Source organism: Nocardioides albertanoniae, from assembly GCF_006716315.1.
Taxonomy (GTDB): Bacteria; Actinomycetota; Actinomycetes; order Propionibacteriales; family Nocardioidaceae; genus Nocardioides; species Nocardioides albertanoniae.
Window position 1 is genome coordinate 2,793,804 of the sequence record NZ_VFOV01000001.1, and the last position, 18,040, is coordinate 2,811,843.

Here is an 18,040-nt window from a genome sequence, read left to right on the forward strand (position 1 = left end):
AGCCCAGCTTGCGGCTCGACCGGCGCTGCCGCTCACGCATCAGCACCAAGGAGAGAACTTGCTCAGATTCGTCCTACGCCGCCTGCTGCAGATGGTGGGCGTGATGGTCGTGCTCTCCTTCCTCATCTTCGCCTGGCTGCGCGCCCTTCCCGGCGGCCCGGTCTCCGCGATCCTCGGCGAGCGCGCGACCCCCGCCACCCGAGCCGCGCTGGAGAAGACCTTCGGGCTCGACAAGCCGATCTGGGAGCAGTATCTGCTCTTCCTCGGCCGGATCGTGCACGGTGACTTCGGCGCCTCGATCCGGGTGCAGGCGGGGACCGACGCGCTGGAGATCTTCTTCGACCGGCTGCCCGGCACCATCGAGCTGACCACGTTCGCCCTGGTCATCGCGATCTCGATCGGGGTGCCGCTCGGTTACCTGGCGGCCCGGCGCCGCGCCACCTTCCTCGACAACTCCTCGATCGTGGTCTCGCTGGTGGGCGTCGCGGTGCCGGTCTTCTTCCTGGCGTTCCTGCTCAAGTACGTCTTCGCGGTCCAGCTCGGCTGGCTGCCGGTCTCGGGCCGTCAGACGCCGACGATCGACGCCACCCACATCACCAACTTCTTCATATTCGACGGGCTGATCACCGGCGAGTACGACGCCGCCTGGGACGCGTTCCTGCACCTGATCCTGCCGGGCATCGCGCTCTCCTCGATCCCGTTCGCGATCATCTTCCGGATCACCCGGGCCTCCGTCCTGGAGGTGCTGGACGAGGACTACGTACGCACCGCCGAGGCCAAGGGGCTGACCGCGCGCGTCATCCGTGGCCGCCATGTGCTGCGCAACGCGATGCTGCCGGTCACGACCGTGATCGGCCTGCAGGTCGGCAGCCTCCTGGCCGGCGCGGTGCTGACCGAGCGGGTCTTCTCCTTCCGCGGGGTCGGGGACGCCCTCGCCGTCGCCTCGACCGAGCGCGACTACGCGGTGCTGCAGATGCTGATCATCGCGGCCGCGGCGGTCTACGTGGTCGTCAACCTGCTGGTCGACGTCGCCTACGCCATCATCGACCCCCGCGTACGGACGAGGTGAGCGTGATGAACCTGATCTCCCCGAAGAAGACGCGCATCGACACCCTGGCGGCCTCGGTCGCCGAGGTGGAGGTGGCCGAGGCCGGCACGGTGAGGGACACCGGCGGCGAGTCGTTGCTGGCCGGCGCCTGGCGCCGGCTGCGCCGCAACCCGATCTTCCTGATCGGGCTCACCCTCACCGCGCTGTTCGTGCTGCTCGCGATCATCTCGCCGTGGCTGGCGCCCTGGGACCCGGCGGCGCAGCCCCTGATCGACAAGGTCGAACGGCAGTCCAACCCGGTGCCCGGCCCCGAGCCCGGCTTCCCGCTGGGTGGCGACAACCGAGGCCGCGACCTGCTCTCCCGCGTCCTGGTCGGGTCGCAGCAGACCCTGGTCGTCGGTGTCCTGGCGACGCTGATCGGGCTGGCCGGTGGGCTCGTGCTCGGCACCCTGGCCGGCGCCTTCGGCGGCTGGGTCGACGCCCTGGTCATGCGCATCGTCGACGTGATGCTCTCGATTCCCGGCCTGCTGCTCGCCTTCTCCCTGGCCGCGCTGGCCGCCCGGCCGAGCCAGTGGACGGTGATCATCGCGATCGCGGTCGTCCAGATCCCGATCTTCTCCCGGTTGCTGCGCGGCTCGATGCTCGCCCAGCGGCACAGCGACCATGTGCTCGCGGCACGGGCCCTCGGCGTACGTCCGGCCTCGATCGTGCTGCGGCACATGCTGCCCAACTCGCTGGGGCCGGTGATCGTGCAGTCGACGCTGGTCGTGGCCACCTCGATCATCGACGCCGCGGCGCTCTCCTTCCTCGGCCTCGGCAACCCCGACGACCGGCGACCGGAGTGGGGCCAGATGCTGGGCGCCTCGCAGCAGTACCTCAACGAGCATCCGCACCTCGCCTTCTGGCCGGCCGGCTGCATCATCGTGGTCGCGCTCGGCTTCACCCTGATGGGCGAGTCGCTGCGCGAAGCCCTCGACCCGAAGAGCAGGAGGTGAGGCTCATGAGCGAGCCGTTGCTGTCCGTGAGAGACCTCCGGGTCACCTTCACCCGGCATGGAGCCGAGCCGTTCGACGCCGTCGACGGAGTCTCCTTCGACGTACGCCCCGGGCAGACCGTCGGGCTCGTCGGCGAGTCGGGCTGCGGCAAGTCGGTGACCTCGCTGGCCATCATGGGGCTGCTCCCGCGCCGGGGTAACACCGTCACCGGAGAGGTGCTGTTCGAGGGGACCGACCTGCTCGGTCTCCCGGCCACGCAGATGCGCGAGCGGCGCGGCCGCGACCTGGCGATGATCTTCCAGGACCCGCTCTCCTCGCTCAACCCGGTCGTCTCGATCGGCGTCCAGGTCGCCGAGGTCGTCCAGCGCCACCGCGGGGTCTCGAAGTCGGCCGCCATGGAGGACGCCAAGGTGATGCTCGACAAGGTCGGCATCCCGGACCCGCGGCGGCGGCTGCGTGAATACCCTCACCAGCTCTCCGGCGGGATGCGTCAGCGTGCCCTGATCGCGATGGCGCTGGCCTGCCGGCCGCGGCTGCTGATCGCCGACGAGCCGACGACTGCGCTGGACGTGACGATCCAGGCGCAGATCCTGGCGCTGCTCAAGGAGCTGGTCTCCGACTCCGACACGGCGCTGGTCATGATCACCCACGACCTCGGCGTCGTGGCCGGGATGTGCGACGACGTCAACGTCCTCTACGGCGGTCGTCTGGTCGAGCGTGGCATGCGGCACTCGCTCTTCGCCGCGCCGGCACACCCCTATACCAACGGTCTGCTCGGCTCGATCCCGCGGCTGGACGCCGGCCGCGGCGAGCCGCTCGCCCCGATCCCCGGGTCGGTCTCGGACAACCTGCCCTGGGCCGGCGCCTGCGCCTTCGCGCCCCGCTGCCCGGCGGCGGCCGAGGACTGCCTCGCCTCCTCTCCCCCGCTGGTTCCGCACGGTGGCGGCGGCACCGACGGCGAGGGTGCCCTTCGCTGCTTCCACCCGGTCGTCCCGACGGAGGTCTCCTCATGAACGAGCGTCAGCGAGTGAACATCAAAACCTTCATCGGGCCACGTCCGTACCCTGGCGCCTGCGCTACGGAGGCGGCCCGATGAGCTCGGATGTGCTGGTCTCCGCCACCGGGGTGAAGGTCCACTTCCCCATCAAGCGCGGTGTGATCTTCGACAGGACGATCGGGCACGTCTACGCCGTGGACGGGGTCGACCTGGAGATCCGCCGGGGCGAGACGTACGGGCTGGTCGGAGAGTCGGGGTGCGGGAAGTCGACGCTGGGCCGGGCGATCCTCCGGCTGGCGGAGATGACCGAGGGGTCCGTCGTCTTCGACGGCGAGGATCTGGCGCCGCTGCGCGGGGAGGCTCTGCGCCGCAAGCGACAGGATCTACAGATGGTCTTCCAGGACCCGCTGTCCTCCCTCGACCCGCGCCAGTCGGTGCAGTCGCTGCTGGTGGAGGGCATGAAAGCCCACGGCCTGGCCTCGGACAAGGAGGCGACCAGCGCGCGGCTGCGTGAGCTGATGGACGCGGTCGGGCTGCCGCAGGCCGCGCTGTCGAAGTATCCCCACGAGTTCTCCGGTGGTCAGCGCCAGCGCATCGGCATCGCCCGCGCGCTCTCGGTCAACCCCACCGTGATCGTCGCCGACGAGCCGGTCTCGGCGCTCGACGTCTCGGTCCAGGCGCAGGTGATCAACCTCCTGGAGTCCTTGCAGGACGCCCTCGGGCTGACCTACCTGGTGATCGCCCACGACCTCGCGGTCGTGCGCCACATCAGCGACCGGGTCGGGGTGATGTATCTCGGCGGCCTGGTCGAGGAGGCCGACGCCGACTCCCTCTATGCCACTCCCCTGCACCCCTACACCCGCGCCCTGATGTCCGCCGTCCCCATTCCCGACCCGGCCGTCGAGGACGCGCGCGAGCAGATCCTGCTCACCGGCGACCTGCCCTCTCCCGCCGCGCCGCCGTCAGGCTGCCGCTTCCACACCCGTTGCCCCTGGAAGCAGGCCGAGCGGTGCGACACCGAGCGCCCCGAGCTCAGGACCGTGTCGATCGACGGGGTCGCTGCCGGACACCGGGTCGCCTGCCACTTCGCCGAGCCGATCGCGAGCGGCGAGATCCAGCCGCACGAGGTCCGGGCCGAGGCGGTGCTGCCCTTCGATCCGGATGCGGGCATCGGCGTACCGGACGTGGAGATCACGCCCTGAACGCCGTGCGCGTTCAGGCTCCGGCGTCCAGCGCGGCCAGGTCGGCGTACGTCATGCCCTCGAGCGTGTCGCGGAAGACCCGGCGCTCGCCGGGGGCGACGGGCACGTGGTTCTCGACGACCAGGACCGTGCAGCCGGCGGCCTCGGCCGAGCGGGCACCGGTGTTGGAGTCCTCGACCGCCACGGTGTCCTCGGCGGCGACCCCGAGCGCGGCGGCCGCGGTCAGGTAGGGCTCCGGGTGGGGCTTGCCGTTGCGCACCTGGTCACCGGTGACGATCACCTTGAAGGTGCCCTCGGGCAGGTGCTCGAGGATGGGACCGACGAACCGGGCGTACGACATCGTCACCAGCGCGCACGGCACGCCCTGCTCGAACAGGTCGGTGAGCAGCTCGCGGGCGCCCGGACGCCAAGGCACCTCACGCTCGACGCGCTCCACGACGCCGTCGAGGAGCATCTCGACGATCTCCTCGGGCTCGTGGGGCAGGCCCATGCCCTCCTTGACCAGCCGCGCCGACTCGATCAGCGCGTTGCCGACCAGGCCCATCGCCTGCTCCTCGGTCCAGGTCGCTCCGAAGCGCTCGGCGATCGCATACTCCGTCGCCATCCAGTAGGGCTCGGTGTCGACCAGGGTGCCGTCCATGTCCATGAGAACAGCCGCGGGTTTCATGCCCGGAATCCTGCCACAGCCTCAGTGGACGTAGTCCTCGAAGGTGCGTCGGCCGCGGAACGGAGCGACGTGCTGGGCGAGGATGCCGACAGGCACCGTCTCCCGCTTGAGCACCCCGTACTCCTCGGGCCAGCTGCCGTCACGCGGCAGCTTGAAGGAGCCCATCAGCATGTCGACCACCGGCAGGTGGATCGCGTAGTTGCGGTCCCAGTAGTCGAGGTGCCGGGCGTGGTGCCAGTGGTGGTAGCGGGGCAGCACGACCAGATACTCGAGGACGCCGAACCGGATGCCGATGTTGGCGTGAGCCACCACCGCCTGGATGCCGACGAGCACGGCGTACGCGTTGACGACCGACGGGCTGAACCCCACCAGCAGCAGCGGGAGCAGCACGATGCTGCGGGTGAGCACGGTCTCCACGAAGTGCACCCGGGAGCCGGCCAGCCAGTCGAGCTCGGGGCTGGAGTGGTGCACCGCGTGGAAGCGCCACAACACCATGATCCGGTGGTAGCAGCGGTGCAGCACCGCCTGGGCCAGATCGGCGAGGAAGACCGCGAGCAGGAACGCCACCACGAACGGCAGGTCCTGGATCCACTCCTGCATGCCCGGGATCTTCACCGTCGAGACGACCAGCGAGGTCGAGGCGGTGACCAGGATCAAGATGAGCTGCACCAGCACGTGGCTCATGAAGAAGTAGCACGCGTCGGTGCGCCAACCGGGCCGGAAGACGGGCACCGGCCGGCGGGCGAAGGCGTGCTCGAGCGGGATGAACACCAGCGCCGAGAAGAACAGCGCGAGCACGAACCAGTCGAGACCGAGCGCGAACGGCGTGTTGTGAACCGTGCCCTCGAACGGCACCTCGGTGCCCCCGAGCAGCACCGCAGCGGTCGCGGTGCCCACCCCGAGGAACGCCATCTTCTTGTGCTGGTCGCGCAGCACCGCGATCGTGCCGGCGAAGAACGCCACGGCCAGACCGATCAGGAGCAGCGTACGGGCGAAGTCTTCGGTGTACACCGCGCGGAACTCGCGCGTGGTCAGCAGCTCAGGGAAGTGGAAGCACAGCACCGTGGTCAGGCTCAGCACACCCAGGAAGCAGGAGGCGGCCGGAGCGAGCAGGTGGTGACGCAGCATCGACATGGCAGCAGTCTGGTCGCCCGCCCGTGGGTGCCGCGTGAGCTCAGGTACTCAACTTCGCAGCTCGGTCTTGCGCACCTTGCCGCCGGCGTTGCGGGGCAGCGCGTCGAGGAGGACCAGGTCCTTCGGGAGCTTGAACCTGGCCAGGCGGGTGGTGAGGAAGTCGTTGAGCCCCTCGAGGTCGATGCTCTCCTCCGGAGCGGTCACGACATAGGCCACCGGCACCTCGCCCCACCGCTCGTCACTGCGGCCGATCACCGCGGCCTCGAGCACCGCCGGGTGAGCGTGGATGGCGTTCTCGACCTCCGCGCTGTAGATGTTCTCGCCGCCGCTGATGATCATGTCCTTGGCCCGGTCCACGACCCAGACGAACCCCTCCTCGTCCTGCCGCACCAGGTCGCCGGAGTGGAACCAGCCACCGACGTACGCCTTCGCGGTCGCCTCGGGGTTGTTCCAGTAGCCGCGGGTGACCGTGGGGCCGCGATAGACGATCTCGCCGACCTCGCCCGTGGGCACGTCGTTCATCTCGCCATCGACGATGCGGTACTGGATCGTCGGGATCGGGCGGCCCACCGAGCCGAGCTTGCGCAGCGACTCCTCACCGCGCAGCACGCACGTGATCGGCGAGGTCTCGGTCTGCCCGAAGACGGCCACGTTGAGTGCGTTCGGGAAGGTGTCGGCCATCGCCTTCAACAGCGTCTCGGATGCCGGAGCGGCACCCCAGGAGATGATCCGCAGCGCCAGGTCGCGCTCCTTGATGCCCGGCAGCGCGCAGATGGCCTGCCACTGCTGGGGCACGTTGAAGACCACGGTGGCCCGCTCCCGCTCCCAGGCGTCGACGACCGCGGCGGGGTCGAAGGCACCCAGCGGGTGGATCACGCTGGGGATGCCGAGCACGAAGTTGGCGGCCAGCGACCCCAGCCCGGCGATGTGGAAGAACGGCGCGGTCATGAACGCGATGTCGGACTCGTCGCCGACGTCGTTGGCCCGGATGCAGGTCAGCGCCTGCATCTGCATGTTGTGGTGGGTCAGCATGGCGCCCTTGGGCTTGCCGGTGGTGCCCGAGGTGTACATGATCAGCGCCACCGAGTCCTCCGCGATGTCGCCGAGCTCGATCGGGTCTCCGGTCTCCACGAGGCTCTCGTACGCCTCCATCCCGTCGGCCTCGCCCATCACGACCCTGGTCGTCAGGATGGGCGCGAGAGCCGCGACGGCGGCGGCGAGCGGCGCGAGCAGCTCCTCGGTGATGATCACCTTCGAGCCGCTGTCCTCGACCAACCCGACGAGCTCGGGCGGTGTCAGGCGGGCGTTGACCGGCACCGCGATGGCGCCCAGGCTGTTGATCGCGAAGACGGCCTCGACGAACTCCGGACGGTTGAGCGTCAGCAGGATGACCCGGTCGCCCTCCTCGACACCACGTTGCCGGAGCGCACCGGCGAAGCGGAGCGAGCGCTCGTGCAGCTCTCGCCACGTCGTGTCCGCACCGAGGAAGCGCAGCGCCGTCGCGTCGGGTCGCATCACCGCGTGCCCGGCGGCCTGGCTCATCCAGTGGCTGCGGAACGTCCAGGCGGGCGCCTGCGCAGATTCGTCCGTCATCGGTCCTCCGTCTCCAGCCCGGGTCAGGCTGTGCTCTACGGGCTGTGCTGTGCGTCACACCATCTTTGGTGCCGATCCGCAGTGGCCGCAAGGGTTTCTGAATTTGTATTAGAATTTTTCTGATGGGATCGAAGTCGGAGAAGACGCGCAGGCGCATCCTGGACGCCGCCGCGAGCGTGCTCTCGCAGAAGGGCTATGCCGGGATGCGGCTGGGAGAGGTCGCCGATGTCGCGGGCGTGCAGACGCCTGCGATCTACTACCACTTCGCCTCCCGCGACGAGCTGGTCGAGGAGGTGATGTGGTCGGGCGCTCACGACGTACGCCTCCACGTCGAGGACGCCGTCGCCGCCCTCCCCGCGGGCTCGGCGCCGCTCGACCGCATCATGACGGCGGTCGACGCCCACCTCCGCTACGAGCTGGAGATCTCCGACTACGCCACCGCATCGATCCGCAACGCCCGGCACGTGCCTGATTCGCTGCGCGAGCGTCCGGCCGAGGAGGAGTCGCGCTACAGCCACTTCTGGCGCGACCTCTTCGACGCGGCCAAGCAGGACGGCACCATCCGCGACGACCTCGACATCACGACCTTCCGGATGCTCCTGCTCGGTGCGATGAACTGGGTCGTGGAGTGGTGGCGGCCCGAGGTGCGCAGCCTCGCCGAGGTGATCGGCGTCGCTCAGGACATGGTGCGGCGCACGATCACGGCCGGCTGAGCCGGTTGCGTGCCGGGTACTCAGCCGACGGGGACGGGCTCGACGCGGTCGGCTCCGGCGTAGATGTTCATCGAGGATCCGCGCAGGAAACCGACCAGGGTGAGCCCGTTGTCGTCGGCCAGGTCGACGGCGAGCGATGACGGGGCGGAGACCGCGGCGAGCAGCGGGATGCCGGCCATGACGGCCTTCTGCACCAGCTCGAAGGAGGCTCGGCCGCTCACCATCAGCATGCTGTCGCGCAGCGGCACCATGCCTTCGCGCAGCGCGTGACCGATCACCTTGTCGACGGCGTTGTGGCGGCCGACGTCCTCGCGGGCGCAGAGCAGGTTGCCCTCGGCGTCGAAGATCCCGGCCGCGTGCAGGCCGCCGGTGCTGTCGAAGACACGCTGCGCCTCCCGCAGCCGCTCGGGCATCGTGGCCAGCAGCTCCGGGGTGACGCGCAGGGTGTCGTCGGCGACCGACCAGGCCGAGGTCGTACGCACCGCCTCGAGCGACGCCTTGCCGCACAGTCCGCACGAGGAGGTCGTGTAGAAGCTGCGCTCCAGGGAGGCGTCCGGCGGCGGGACGTGCGCGGCCAGGCCGACGTCGACCACGTTGTAGGTGTTGCTGCCGTCGTCGGTAGCGCCGGCGCAGTAGCGGACGCTCGTGACGTCCTCGGCGGAGTGCACCACACCTTCGCTGACCAGGAAGCCGATCGCCAGGTCGAAGTCACCTCCGGGGGTGCGCATCGTGACGGTCAGCGGACGGCCGTTGACCCTGATCTCCATCGGCTCCTCGGCGGCCAGGGTGTCCGGTCGCCGTGAGATCACGCCGTCGCGCACCCGCACCACGGGCCGTCCGACTGTCACTCTTCCCATGTCAGCTCCTCATGTGTGGTGTGACCGCCTGGGTCCGCTCAGCCGGCCGGCAGAGGGACGCTCGCCTCGGCCGTGTAGGCGAAGAACGTCAGAGACTCCTCGAGGTAGAGCTCGATGCCCTCGGCATCGTGTGAGGTGTAGCCGATGGACAGGTCGAGGCCGAGATGGAGCTCGTGATCACCGCCGCGGGTCGAGACCAGCAGCGCACCCTCGAGCGCCGGCGCCCAGACGATCTCGCCGTCGAGGAGCCGGGCCACGTGGTGCAGGATCGGGTGGCCGTGGTCGGTGGTCTCCGCGATGGCCGTGTAGGTGTCCGCGGACAGCAGCAGGTCGTAGGGCCCGTCGACGCCGGCCAGCCGCAGCGCGCTGACCGCCTTGGCGACCGCGTCGGGCACCTCCCGCGGGTCCGAGGGCAACGGCACCGGGGTGTTGGAGCTGGCCGGGGCGATGCCGGAGATACCGGCCGCCTCGGAGCCGTGGAAGATCGCCTTGTCCTCGGCGCCCGCGATCGCGGTGGCGGCGTCCTTGACCGGCTGCCAGTCGGAGTCCTGCGAGCCGCGCTCGACGTCGTCGACGGCATCGCGGGTGACACGGAACGGTGCCCGCAGCTCGACGAGGAGCTGGGCCTGGCGCTGCCGTGCGCGCACCCCGTCGGCCGGCGCCGCCAGCGGCGTGAGGTGGCCGGTGCCGACGGCGGCCAGCTCTGGGCCCGACGGTCCGACGACGTCGACGACGCGGCGACCGGCGATCAGCCGCTTGAACGTACGCCGTGCCTCCTCCTCGATCTCCGCCCAGGCGGGCTCGGAGATCGGGGCGAGCTCCCGATGAAGGTTCCTCATGCGTGATCACTCCTTCCGGCGCTGTGCGCCAAGCGTCCGATGCCGAGCGAGCCGTCGGCAGCCGTCGAGCCGGGCTGCGCGAGGAACGGCTCAGGGTCCTCGAGGAAGTCCGCGGGCGGGACGAAGAACAGGCACCCCGTCACGGCCGTGGAGAAGTCGAGGATCCGGTCGTGCTTGCCCGGGTCGCGGCCCAGGAACATGTTGCGCAGCATCTCCTCGGTCACGCCCGGGTCGGCGGCGTAGCCGATGAAGTAGGTGCCGAACTCCCCCGTGCCGACCGCACCGAACGGCATGTTGTCGCGCACGATGTCGCGCTCGGTGCCGTCGGGGTCGGTGATGGTGTTGAGCTCGACGTGGGAATCGTCGGGCTTGACCGAGTCAGGCAGCTCGATGTCGCTGAGCTTCTTGCGGCCGATGACCAGCTCCTGCTCCTCGACGGAGAGCCGGTCCCAGGTGTCGAGGTCATGGAGGTATTTCTGGACGATGACGTAGCTGGCCCCCGCGTAGGTCAGGTCGCCGCTCCCCTCGAAGCCGACCAGCGCTGCGGGGCCTGACTCGGCCGCATCGGTCGGACTCTCGGTGCCGTCGACGAAACCCAGCAGGTCGCGTTGGTCCCAGTAGCGGAAGCCGTGGACCTCGTCGACGGTGTCGACGAGACCCGCGAAGAGCACCATCAGCTGCCGACCGAGCTCGAAGCAGAGGTCGGGTCGGTCGGCGCGGACGTGGAACAGCAGGTCTCCGGGGGTGGAGACGGCGACGTGCTTGTCACCGGCGAGCGGACGGAACGGGTGCAGGCCGTCGGGGCGGGCCGCGGCGTACATCCGATCCCAGGCGTGGGCTCCGATGCCGACCACGCAGGTGAGCGCGGCCTCCGGGATGCGGAAGCCGATCGCGCGGGTCACCCCGGCGACGTCGGCGAGCGCGTCGCGTGCCTCCTGCTCCTTGCCGTCCCTGATCGTCACGGTGAGGAAGATCGCTGCCTTGGCGGGTGGTGCCAGCACGTCCTGTGCCTGATTCTGTGCCCGATCCTGCGGCGTCAACTGGGTCTCCTGCCTTCTCGCGTCGCCGTCACGGCGTCATCACCGACAATAGCCACGACTCGGGGCGTTCGGTCGCCGTTCCGGCTGCGCGCCCAGACGCCGGCGTCGCAGCAGAAGCCACGGCCGCTGCGCTTGAGGCAGAGCAGACCGACGCAACGGTCGTCCTCGACGACAGCGAGCCTGCGGAGACCTTCCTGGGTCATCGAGGCCCAGGTGGTCCACAGGTCTGCCTCCGGAGCGACGGTCCGGCCGGCGAGCGTGCCGAGCCCGGTCGCGGGCTCGTCGTCGTGGGCACGGGTGAGGTCCTGGCGCTCGATGACGCTCAGCAGACGGCTGCCGTCACAGACCAAGGCAGCGTGGACGTGATCGTCACCGAAGAAGTCGCGTACGTCCCTCGCGACCGACGTCGCCGGGAGCACCTTCGGACGGTTGACCATCGCTTCGGCGACGCTCGCCTCCCCCGGCGCGCGCACGATCCTCCCGCCGTCGAACTCGACCTCAGCGGGTGTGGCCGTCGGTCTGGTCGCCATCGGCTCCATCATCTCAGGCGTGTGGGCGCTTCTCCCGGCCGGGCGGCGAGCCGCAGGCATCGGCCCTGTCGCGTCACGCACCATCCTCGTCCGCACCGTTCGGTAGTCTCGTGCGCTCGGCTGAACCATCCTGTCACCAGTCGGGTGTCGACGGACGGACCGTAGACTCGGCAACCGGTGGCGCCGCCCCGTACGATCTGGGCTCCACAAGATTCGGCGCCGGAGGGTCCGTGAACGAAATCCAGCTCAGCCGCCTGAGCCTGGGGCGCTGCATCGCCGAAGGCTCGCAGGGCCGCATCATCGAGCTGGCCGACCACCCCGGCACGGTCGCGAAGCTCTACCGTTCGCGCGAGCTGGGGCTCGTCGACGGGCGTGCGCTGGCCGAGCTGGTGCGGATCCGGCGGTTCGTCGCGAGCGAAGGGCTTCAGGTCGACGACTTCGCGGCCTGGCCGCACACGGTGGTGCTCGACGGGCTGCGTACGGCCGGCTTCTTGATGCAGCGGGTGCACGATCCGTTCCTGGCCGGCTTCGGCCCGACGACCGCACTGGCCGAGCTGGGGCTGCTGATCAATGTGGGTGACGTGCCGATGCCGGGCGTCTACGAGCGGGTGCTGCTCCTGCGTGCGCTGGCCGCTGCGATGGACGCGCTGCACCGTCAGGGTCTCGTGCTCGGCGACCTCTCGCCGCGCAACATCGCCTGGTCGACGACCCCGATGCCGCGGGTGATGCTCCTCGACTGCGACGGCATCCGGCCCGCCGGCGAGCCGGGGGTGCTGCCGCCGGCTGACACGCGTGGCTGGGAGGACCCCAGCAACCTCGGTATGCAGCCGACCGCCGACAGCGACCGTTTCAAGCTCGCCCTGGCCATCGCGCGGGTGCTCACCGGCGACCGCAACGCCGCCCCCGGACACCGCCCCGACCTGACCTTCACCGGGCAGGCAGGACTCCTCGTGGGGCCGCTCACCCGGCTCATGGACCAGGCGGCCGGCCCCCCGGGCGTGCGTCCGACGGCTTCGCAGTGGGCGACCGTCCTCGACGTACGCCGGCCCTGGACCGATCCCGGGGCGCCGATGGCGCCTCCTGCCCCTCCCGTGCCTGCTCCCCCGGCGCCGTCTCGCGGCACGTCTGCCAGCGGGGAATTCCTGCGGCCGTTCCGGTTTCCGCGCTGATCTGAGCGTCTTCAAGTCTCAGGTTTGAGTTGAGGGTGAGGGTCAGGTGGCCGACCAGCCGGACCACCGGGCGACGTCGATGACGATCACCGGGCCGCGTGGGCGCTGTTCGCGGTAGTGGTGGTACTTCTCGACCAACGCATCGACGTCATGGCTCTCGTGCACTCTCGCCGTGCCGTCGGCACGTGCCCACCACAGCTGCGACCAGTCGTCGTCATACTCGTCGACGAGCACCGACACCGCGGGGTTCGCCTCGATGTCGGCCAGACGCCGCAGCCGGGTCGTCGACTTCGGCTTGTGGTCCACCGCTGTGATCAGCTGGTCGCCCAGCACCGCGAACACGATCGGCACGATCCTCGGCACACCATCAGCCGAAGCCGTCGCCAGCCGGGCCACGCGGGCGGCAGCGAACCGCTCCGCCGCCCATCTCTCGTCTCGCTGCACCCTTCGAGAGTAGGTGACCCCGGATCGACCCGCCGCACGTGCGGGCGACGCGGACCGGTGGATACGGTTCCTCCATGGTGACGCAACCCTCTGCCCGGCGTCCGGTGACCTGTGCTGCCTGCTGAGGCCGAGCGTCTCCTGGACGACGAGCTGGTGGAGTGGTTGGCAGATCTGGTCGACCCGGCGCTGATCCGGGAGGAGTCATCGAGAGCGCAACGGGCGGGCCTCGCCGCCGCGGTCGTCCACAGAGTCGGGGTCAACGAGGCCTTCGGGCTGCTGCACTTCCGCGACGGGCTGGAGCACAACCCGCTGCCGTTGCGCGACCCCGAGGGGTTGCGGCTGGTGCTCGTCACCAGCCGTGGCGACGACCTCGCCATCGACGACGTCGAGTTCGTCGACTGGAGCCGCGACGACGACTGCCAGCGGTGCCGCACCGCGCTGGAGAGCTGGGACCCGCCGGCGCTGGACCTGACCTCGTCGATCACCTCGGTCGGGGCCCTCCACATCGCCTACGACCATGCCGACCGAGCCGGGATGGCGCCCGATCAGGTGCTCGCCCGCCTCCGGCCGGCGGTCGCCCGTGCCAACGCCGAGCTCAGTTCCTGGGACGCCTCGACCGTCGGCGCCTACTGGTATCCCGCCACCCAGACCTGGGCTCACGTCATCCCGCTGACCCTCGACCCGGACCAGGCCCCGGTCGCAGGCGTGCTCACCCGCCACCCGGACGGCTACCACCTCGTCACGATCCTGACCCGGCGTACGGCATTCTGGAACATCGTCAGCGTCGGCCGGGTGCCTCCGTCGTGGCTCGATGGAGCGCAGATCGCTCCGTGAGGCCGGTCCCTCCGTGAGCCGAACGAAAGTTCGTTCGGCCCGCGTGGACCGAACGAACTTTCGTTCGCCGGGAAGGATCAGTCCTCGGGGTCGTAGCCCAGGTTGGGCGAGAGCCAGCGCTCTGCCTCAGCCATGCTCCAGCCCTTGCGCTCGGCGTAGTCGGCGACCTGGTCCTGTCCGAGGCGTCCGACGACGAAGTACTGCGAGTCGGGGTGGCCGTAGTAGAGACCGGAGACCGAGGCGCCCGGCCACATCGCCATCGACTCGGTGAGCTCGATGCCGGTGTTCTCGTGCACGTCGAGCAGCTCCCAGATGGTCTGCTTCTCGGTGTGGTCGGGGCAGGCCGGGTAGCCCGGCGCCGGGCGGATGCCGGAGTACTTCTCGGCGATCAGGTCGTCGTTGGCGAGCTGACCGTCGCCACCCTCGTCAGCGGCGTAGCCCCAGAACTCGGTGCGCACGCGCTGGTGGAGGCGCTCGGCGAACGCCTCCGCGAGACGGTCCGCCAAGGCCTCGACCATGATCGCCGAGTAGTCGTCGAGCTCGTCGCGGAACGCCTTGACCCGCTCGGGCAGACCGATCCCGGCCGTCACCGCGAAGGCGCCGACATGGTCGGCCCCCTCCCCGACCGGCGCGACGAAGTCGGCCATCGACTTGTTGGAGATGCCGGTGCGGTGCTGGCCCTGCTGACGCAGCTGGAACAGTCGCGCCCGCTCGTCGGTGCGCGAGGAGTCGCCGTAGACGACGACGTCCTCGCCGGTCGAGTTGGCAGGGAAGAGACCGTAGACGCCGCGCGCCTCGACCCACTTCTCCTCGATCATCTTGTCGAGCATCGCCTGCGCGTCGTCGAAGAGCTTGCGCGCGGCCTCGCCGGTCGCCGGGTTGTTGAGGATGTCGGGGAAGCGCCCCTTCATCTCCCAGGCGTTGAAGAACGGCTGCCAGTCGATGTAGTCGCGCAGCTCGGCGATCGAGTAGTCCAACAGCACGTGCACACCGGTCTGCGCCGGTGCCTTGGGCAGCTTCGCAAAGTCGATCTCCGGCTTGTTGGCCTTCGCCTGGGCGTAGGTGAGAGAGGCCCGTTCGCTGCGCTCCGCGTGTCGCGTCCGCAACGAGTCGTAGTCGGTCTTGATCTCGGCCATCAGCTTCTCGCGCCGGCCAGCGTCGAGCAGAGCCGCAGCGGTGGGCACGGAACGCGAGGCGTCCTTGACCCAGATGACGGGACCGTCGTACTTCTTGTCGACCTTCACCGCCGTGTGTGCACGCGAGGTGGTCGCGCCACCGATCATCAGCGGGATCTCCATGCCGACGCGCTGCATCTCGGCGGCGAAGCTGACCATCTCGTCCAGCGACGGCGTGATCAGCCCGGAGAGGCCGATGATGTCGGCGTCGTGCTCCTTGGCCGCGTCGAGGATCTTCTGCGCGGGCACCATCACGCCGAGGTCGATGACCTCGTAGTTGTTGCACTGCAGCACCACGCCGACGATGTTCTTGCCGATGTCGTGCACGTCGCCCTTGACCGTCGCCATCACGATCGTGCCGTTCGTGTCGGACTGGGAGAGCTCCGGGTTGGCCGCCTTCTCCTCCTCGATGAAGGGGATCAGGTAGGCCACCGCCTTCTTCATGACACGGGCGCTCTTGACCACCTGGGGCAGAAACATCTTTCCGGCGCCGAACAGGTCGCCGACGACGTTCATCCCGTCCATCAGCGGGCCCTCGATGACCTCGATCGGCCGGCCACCGCGCGAGGCGATCTCGAGCCGCAGCTCCTCGGTGTCCTCCTGCACGTAGGCGTCGAGCCCCTTGACCAGGGCGTGGGTGATGCGCTCGCTGACCGGCAGCTCACGCCACTCCTCGGCCTTCTCCTCGGCCTCGGCGCTCTCCTTGTTGAACTTCGAGGCGATCTCGAGCAGACGCTCGGCCGCGTCGGAACGCCGGTTGAGGATGACGTCCTCGATGCGCTCACGCAGCTCGGGGTCGACCTCGGAGTAGGGCACCAGCTGGCCGGCGTTGACGATGCCCATGTCGAGTCCGGCCTCGACCGCGTGGTAGAGGAAGACCGCGTGGATCGCCTCTCGCACCGGGTTGTTGCCGCGGAAGGAGAAGCTGACGTTGGAGATGCCGCCGGAGATCTTCGCCCCGGGCAGGTTCTGCTTGATCCAGCGCACGGCCTCGATGAAGTCGACACCGTACGCAGCGTGCTCCTCGATGCCGGTCGCCACCGCGAACACGTTGGGGTCGAAGATGATGTCTTCGGGGTCGAAGCCGACCTCGTCGACGAGCACCCGATAGGCCCGCTCGCACACCGCGATCCGGCGCTCGTAGGAGTCGGCCTGGCCGTCCTCGTCGAAGGCCATCACGACCGCTGCGGCGCCATAGCGCTTGCACGCCCGTGCGTGCTCGATGAAGGGCTCGACGCCCTCCTTCATCGAGATCGAGTTGACGATCGGCTTGCCCTGCACGAGCTTGAGACCGGCCTCGATGACCTCCCACTTGGAGGAGTCGATCATGATCGGCACCCGGGAGATGTCGGGCTCGGAGGCGACCAGCGTCAAGAACCGCGTCATCGCCGCGACGCCGTCGATCATGCCCTCGTCCATGTTGACGTCGATGACCTGCGCGCCGTTCTCGACCTGCTGGGCGGCCACCGAGAGAGCCGTGTCGTAGTCACCGGCCTTGATCAGGTTGCGGAACTTCGCCGACCCGGTGATGTTGGTGCGCTCACCCACGTTGACGAAGAGGCTCTCCTCGGTCACGGTGAACGGCTCCAGGCCGGAGAGGCGCAGCGCCGGGTCGATCTGCGGCACGGTGCGTGGAGCGACCCCCTCGACCTGCTTGGCGATCTCGGCGATGTGCTCCGGCGTGGTGCCGCAGCAACCGCCGACCAGGTTCACGAACCCGGCGGTGGCGAACTCGTGCACGTGAGTGGCGGTGTCGCTGGGGCCCTCGTCGTACTCACCGAACGCGTTCGGGAGGCCGGCGTTGGGGTAGCAGGAGACGAACGTGTCCGAGACCCGGGAGAGCTCGGCGATATAGGGGCGCATCTCCTCGGCGCCGAGCGCGCAGTTGAGGCCGATCAGGAGCGGTTCGGCGTGGCGTACGGAATCCCAGAACGCCTCGGTGACCTGCCCGGACAGCGTGCGTCCGCTGGCGTCGGTGATGGTCCCGGAGATCACGACCGGCCAGCGGCGGCCGTACTCCTCGAAGACCTGCTCGACGCCGAAGATCGCAGCCTTGGCGTTGAGGGTGTCGAAGATGGTCTCCATGAAGATGAGGTCCGAGCCGCCCTCGAGCAGCGCCCGGGTCGCCTCGGCGTAGGCGTCGCGCAGCGCCTCGTAGGTGATGTTGCGGGCGCCGGGGTCGTTCACGTCCGGCGAGATCGAGGCCGTACGCGACGTGGGCCCGAGCGTGCCGGCGACGTAGCGCGGCTTCTCGGGGGTCGAGTAGATGTCGGCCGCCGCGCGGGCCAGCTTGGCCGCCTCGAGGTTGATCTCGTAGGCGAGGTCGACCATGTCGTAGTCGATCAACGAGATCGCGTTCGCGTTGAACGTGTTGGTCTCGATGATGTCGGCGCCGGCTTCGAGATACTCCCGGTGGATGTTCTCGATCATCTGCGGCTGGGTGAGGTTGAGAAGGTCGTTGTTGCCGACCAGATCGGTGTGCCAGTCCTTGAACCGCTCGCCGCGATAGCCGGCCTCGTCGGGCCGGTCACGCTGGATCGCAGTGCCCATCGCGCCGTCGAGCACCATGATCCGCTCTTTGAAGGTGGCGGTCAGTGTCTCGGTGACATCAGGGCGCAGACTCACTTCGATCTTCCTCTCCCTTGGCGGGCAGGTGTGGCGGGCATGGCTTGCCTGAACACGCTACGGCGTAGGTGTGCGGGCCGAGCCATCTCATTCCGAATCCTGACACCCTTGTCCGCCAGATGGGAATTGCCCAGGTGTACGCGGGGTGAACGACACCTTCGGGCTGGTCCGCATGACT

The 18,040-nt window shown here is 69.3% G+C and carries 16 protein-coding genes; 7 read left to right on the forward strand and 9 right to left on the reverse strand.

Annotated features, from left to right (window positions below):
• Positions 1-58 precede the first annotated feature (58 nt).
• The 4 genes from FB381_RS13385 (at position 59) to FB381_RS13400 (ending at position 4,242) form a co-directional block, all read left to right on the forward strand.
• A complete protein-coding gene (locus FB381_RS13385; protein WP_141780739.1) occupies positions 59-1,069 on the forward strand; it encodes an ABC transporter permease in 1,011 nt (336 codons plus the stop codon).
• 5 nt (positions 1,070-1,074) lie between these two features.
• Positions 1,075-2,043 (forward strand): ABC transporter permease, encoded by a 969-nt coding sequence (locus FB381_RS13390; RefSeq protein WP_141780740.1) that lies wholly within the window; start codon positions 1,075-1,077, stop codon positions 2,041-2,043.
• Positions 2,044-2,048: 5 nt separating this feature from the next.
• Positions 2,049-3,056 carry an ABC transporter ATP-binding protein gene (locus FB381_RS13395; RefSeq protein ID WP_141780741.1) on the forward strand — a complete coding sequence of 336 codons (1,008 nt, stop codon included), beginning with the start codon at positions 2,049-2,051 and terminating at the stop codon, positions 3,054-3,056.
• Positions 3,057-3,135: 79 nt separating this feature from the next.
• Positions 3,136-4,242 carry an ABC transporter ATP-binding protein gene (locus FB381_RS13400; RefSeq protein ID WP_141780742.1) on the forward strand — a complete coding sequence of 369 codons (1,107 nt, stop codon included), beginning with the start codon at positions 3,136-3,138 and terminating at the stop codon, positions 4,240-4,242.
• Positions 4,243-4,255: 13 nt separating this feature from the next.
• Here the strand turns inward: FB381_RS13400 and FB381_RS13405 are convergent, their stop codons facing one another.
• From FB381_RS13405 to FB381_RS13415, 3 genes are read right to left on the reverse strand one after another with little or no spacing between them, the layout of a single operon-like run.
• Positions 4,256-4,909: an HAD family hydrolase gene (locus tag FB381_RS13405; protein WP_246088097.1), complete on the reverse strand. Its 654-nt coding sequence runs from the start codon at positions 4,907-4,909 to the stop codon at positions 4,256-4,258.
• A 21-nt stretch (positions 4,910-4,930) separates the two neighbouring features.
• Complete coding sequence (locus tag FB381_RS13410) at positions 4,931-6,043, reverse strand: sterol desaturase family protein (RefSeq protein WP_141780743.1); 1,113 nt, start codon at positions 6,041-6,043, stop codon at positions 4,931-4,933.
• A gap of 48 nt (positions 6,044-6,091) precedes the next feature.
• Positions 6,092-7,636, reverse strand: a complete 1,545-nt coding sequence (locus FB381_RS13415) for a long-chain-fatty-acid--CoA ligase (RefSeq protein ID WP_141780744.1) — start codon at positions 7,634-7,636, stop codon at positions 6,092-6,094.
• A 122-nt stretch (positions 7,637-7,758) separates the two neighbouring features.
• On the opposite strand from FB381_RS13415, the gene FB381_RS13420 reads away from it, so the two are divergent.
• Positions 7,759-8,349, forward strand: coding sequence for a TetR/AcrR family transcriptional regulator (locus FB381_RS13420; RefSeq protein ID WP_141780745.1), 591 nt, complete (start codon positions 7,759-7,761; stop codon positions 8,347-8,349).
• A 20-nt stretch (positions 8,350-8,369) separates the two neighbouring features.
• On the opposite strand, the gene fdhD is transcribed toward FB381_RS13420, so the two are convergent.
• The 4 genes from fdhD to FB381_RS13440 are packed head-to-tail and all read right to left on the reverse strand — an operon-like array spanning position 8,370 to position 11,615.
• Complete coding sequence (fdhD, locus tag FB381_RS13425; protein ID WP_141780746.1) at positions 8,370-9,206, reverse strand: formate dehydrogenase accessory sulfurtransferase FdhD; 837 nt, start codon at positions 9,204-9,206, stop codon at positions 8,370-8,372.
• A 38-nt stretch (positions 9,207-9,244) separates the two neighbouring features.
• Entirely contained in the window at positions 9,245-10,045 is an 801-nt protein-coding gene (locus tag FB381_RS13430; protein WP_141780747.1) for a family 1 encapsulin nanocompartment shell protein, read from the reverse strand.
• Positions 10,042-11,046: a Dyp-type peroxidase gene (locus FB381_RS13435; RefSeq protein ID WP_141780748.1), complete on the reverse strand. Its 1,005-nt coding sequence runs from the start codon at positions 11,044-11,046 to the stop codon at positions 10,042-10,044. Before FB381_RS13435 ends, FB381_RS13430 begins: the two co-directional genes overlap by 4 nt.
• Before the next feature lie 35 nt (positions 11,047-11,081).
• Positions 11,082-11,615, reverse strand: coding sequence for a CBS domain-containing protein (locus FB381_RS13440; protein WP_170225150.1), 534 nt, complete (start codon positions 11,613-11,615; stop codon positions 11,082-11,084).
• A gap of 230 nt (positions 11,616-11,845) precedes the next feature.
• On the opposite strand from FB381_RS13440, the gene FB381_RS13445 reads away from it, so the two are divergent.
• Positions 11,846-12,784: a hypothetical protein gene (locus FB381_RS13445; protein ID WP_141780750.1), complete on the forward strand. Its 939-nt coding sequence runs from the start codon at positions 11,846-11,848 to the stop codon at positions 12,782-12,784.
• A gap of 42 nt (positions 12,785-12,826) precedes the next feature.
• Here the strand turns inward: FB381_RS13445 and FB381_RS13450 are convergent, their stop codons facing one another.
• Positions 12,827-13,228, reverse strand: coding sequence for a TIGR03668 family PPOX class F420-dependent oxidoreductase (locus tag FB381_RS13450; protein WP_141780751.1), 402 nt, complete (start codon positions 13,226-13,228; stop codon positions 12,827-12,829).
• A 111-nt stretch (positions 13,229-13,339) separates the two neighbouring features.
• Here FB381_RS13450 and FB381_RS13455 point away from each other — a divergent pair, with 111 nt between their 5' ends.
• Positions 13,340-14,062 carry a hypothetical protein gene (locus FB381_RS13455; RefSeq protein WP_141780752.1) on the forward strand — a complete coding sequence of 241 codons (723 nt, stop codon included), beginning with the start codon at positions 13,340-13,342 and terminating at the stop codon, positions 14,060-14,062.
• 77 nt (positions 14,063-14,139) lie between these two features.
• Here the strand turns inward: FB381_RS13455 and metH are convergent, their stop codons facing one another.
• The gene (gene metH, locus FB381_RS13460) at positions 14,140-17,862 is read right to left on the reverse strand and encodes a methionine synthase (protein WP_141780753.1); all 3,723 of its coding nucleotides are present in this window, start codon (positions 17,860-17,862) and stop codon (positions 14,140-14,142) included.
• Positions 17,863-18,040: the final 178 nt, after the last annotated feature.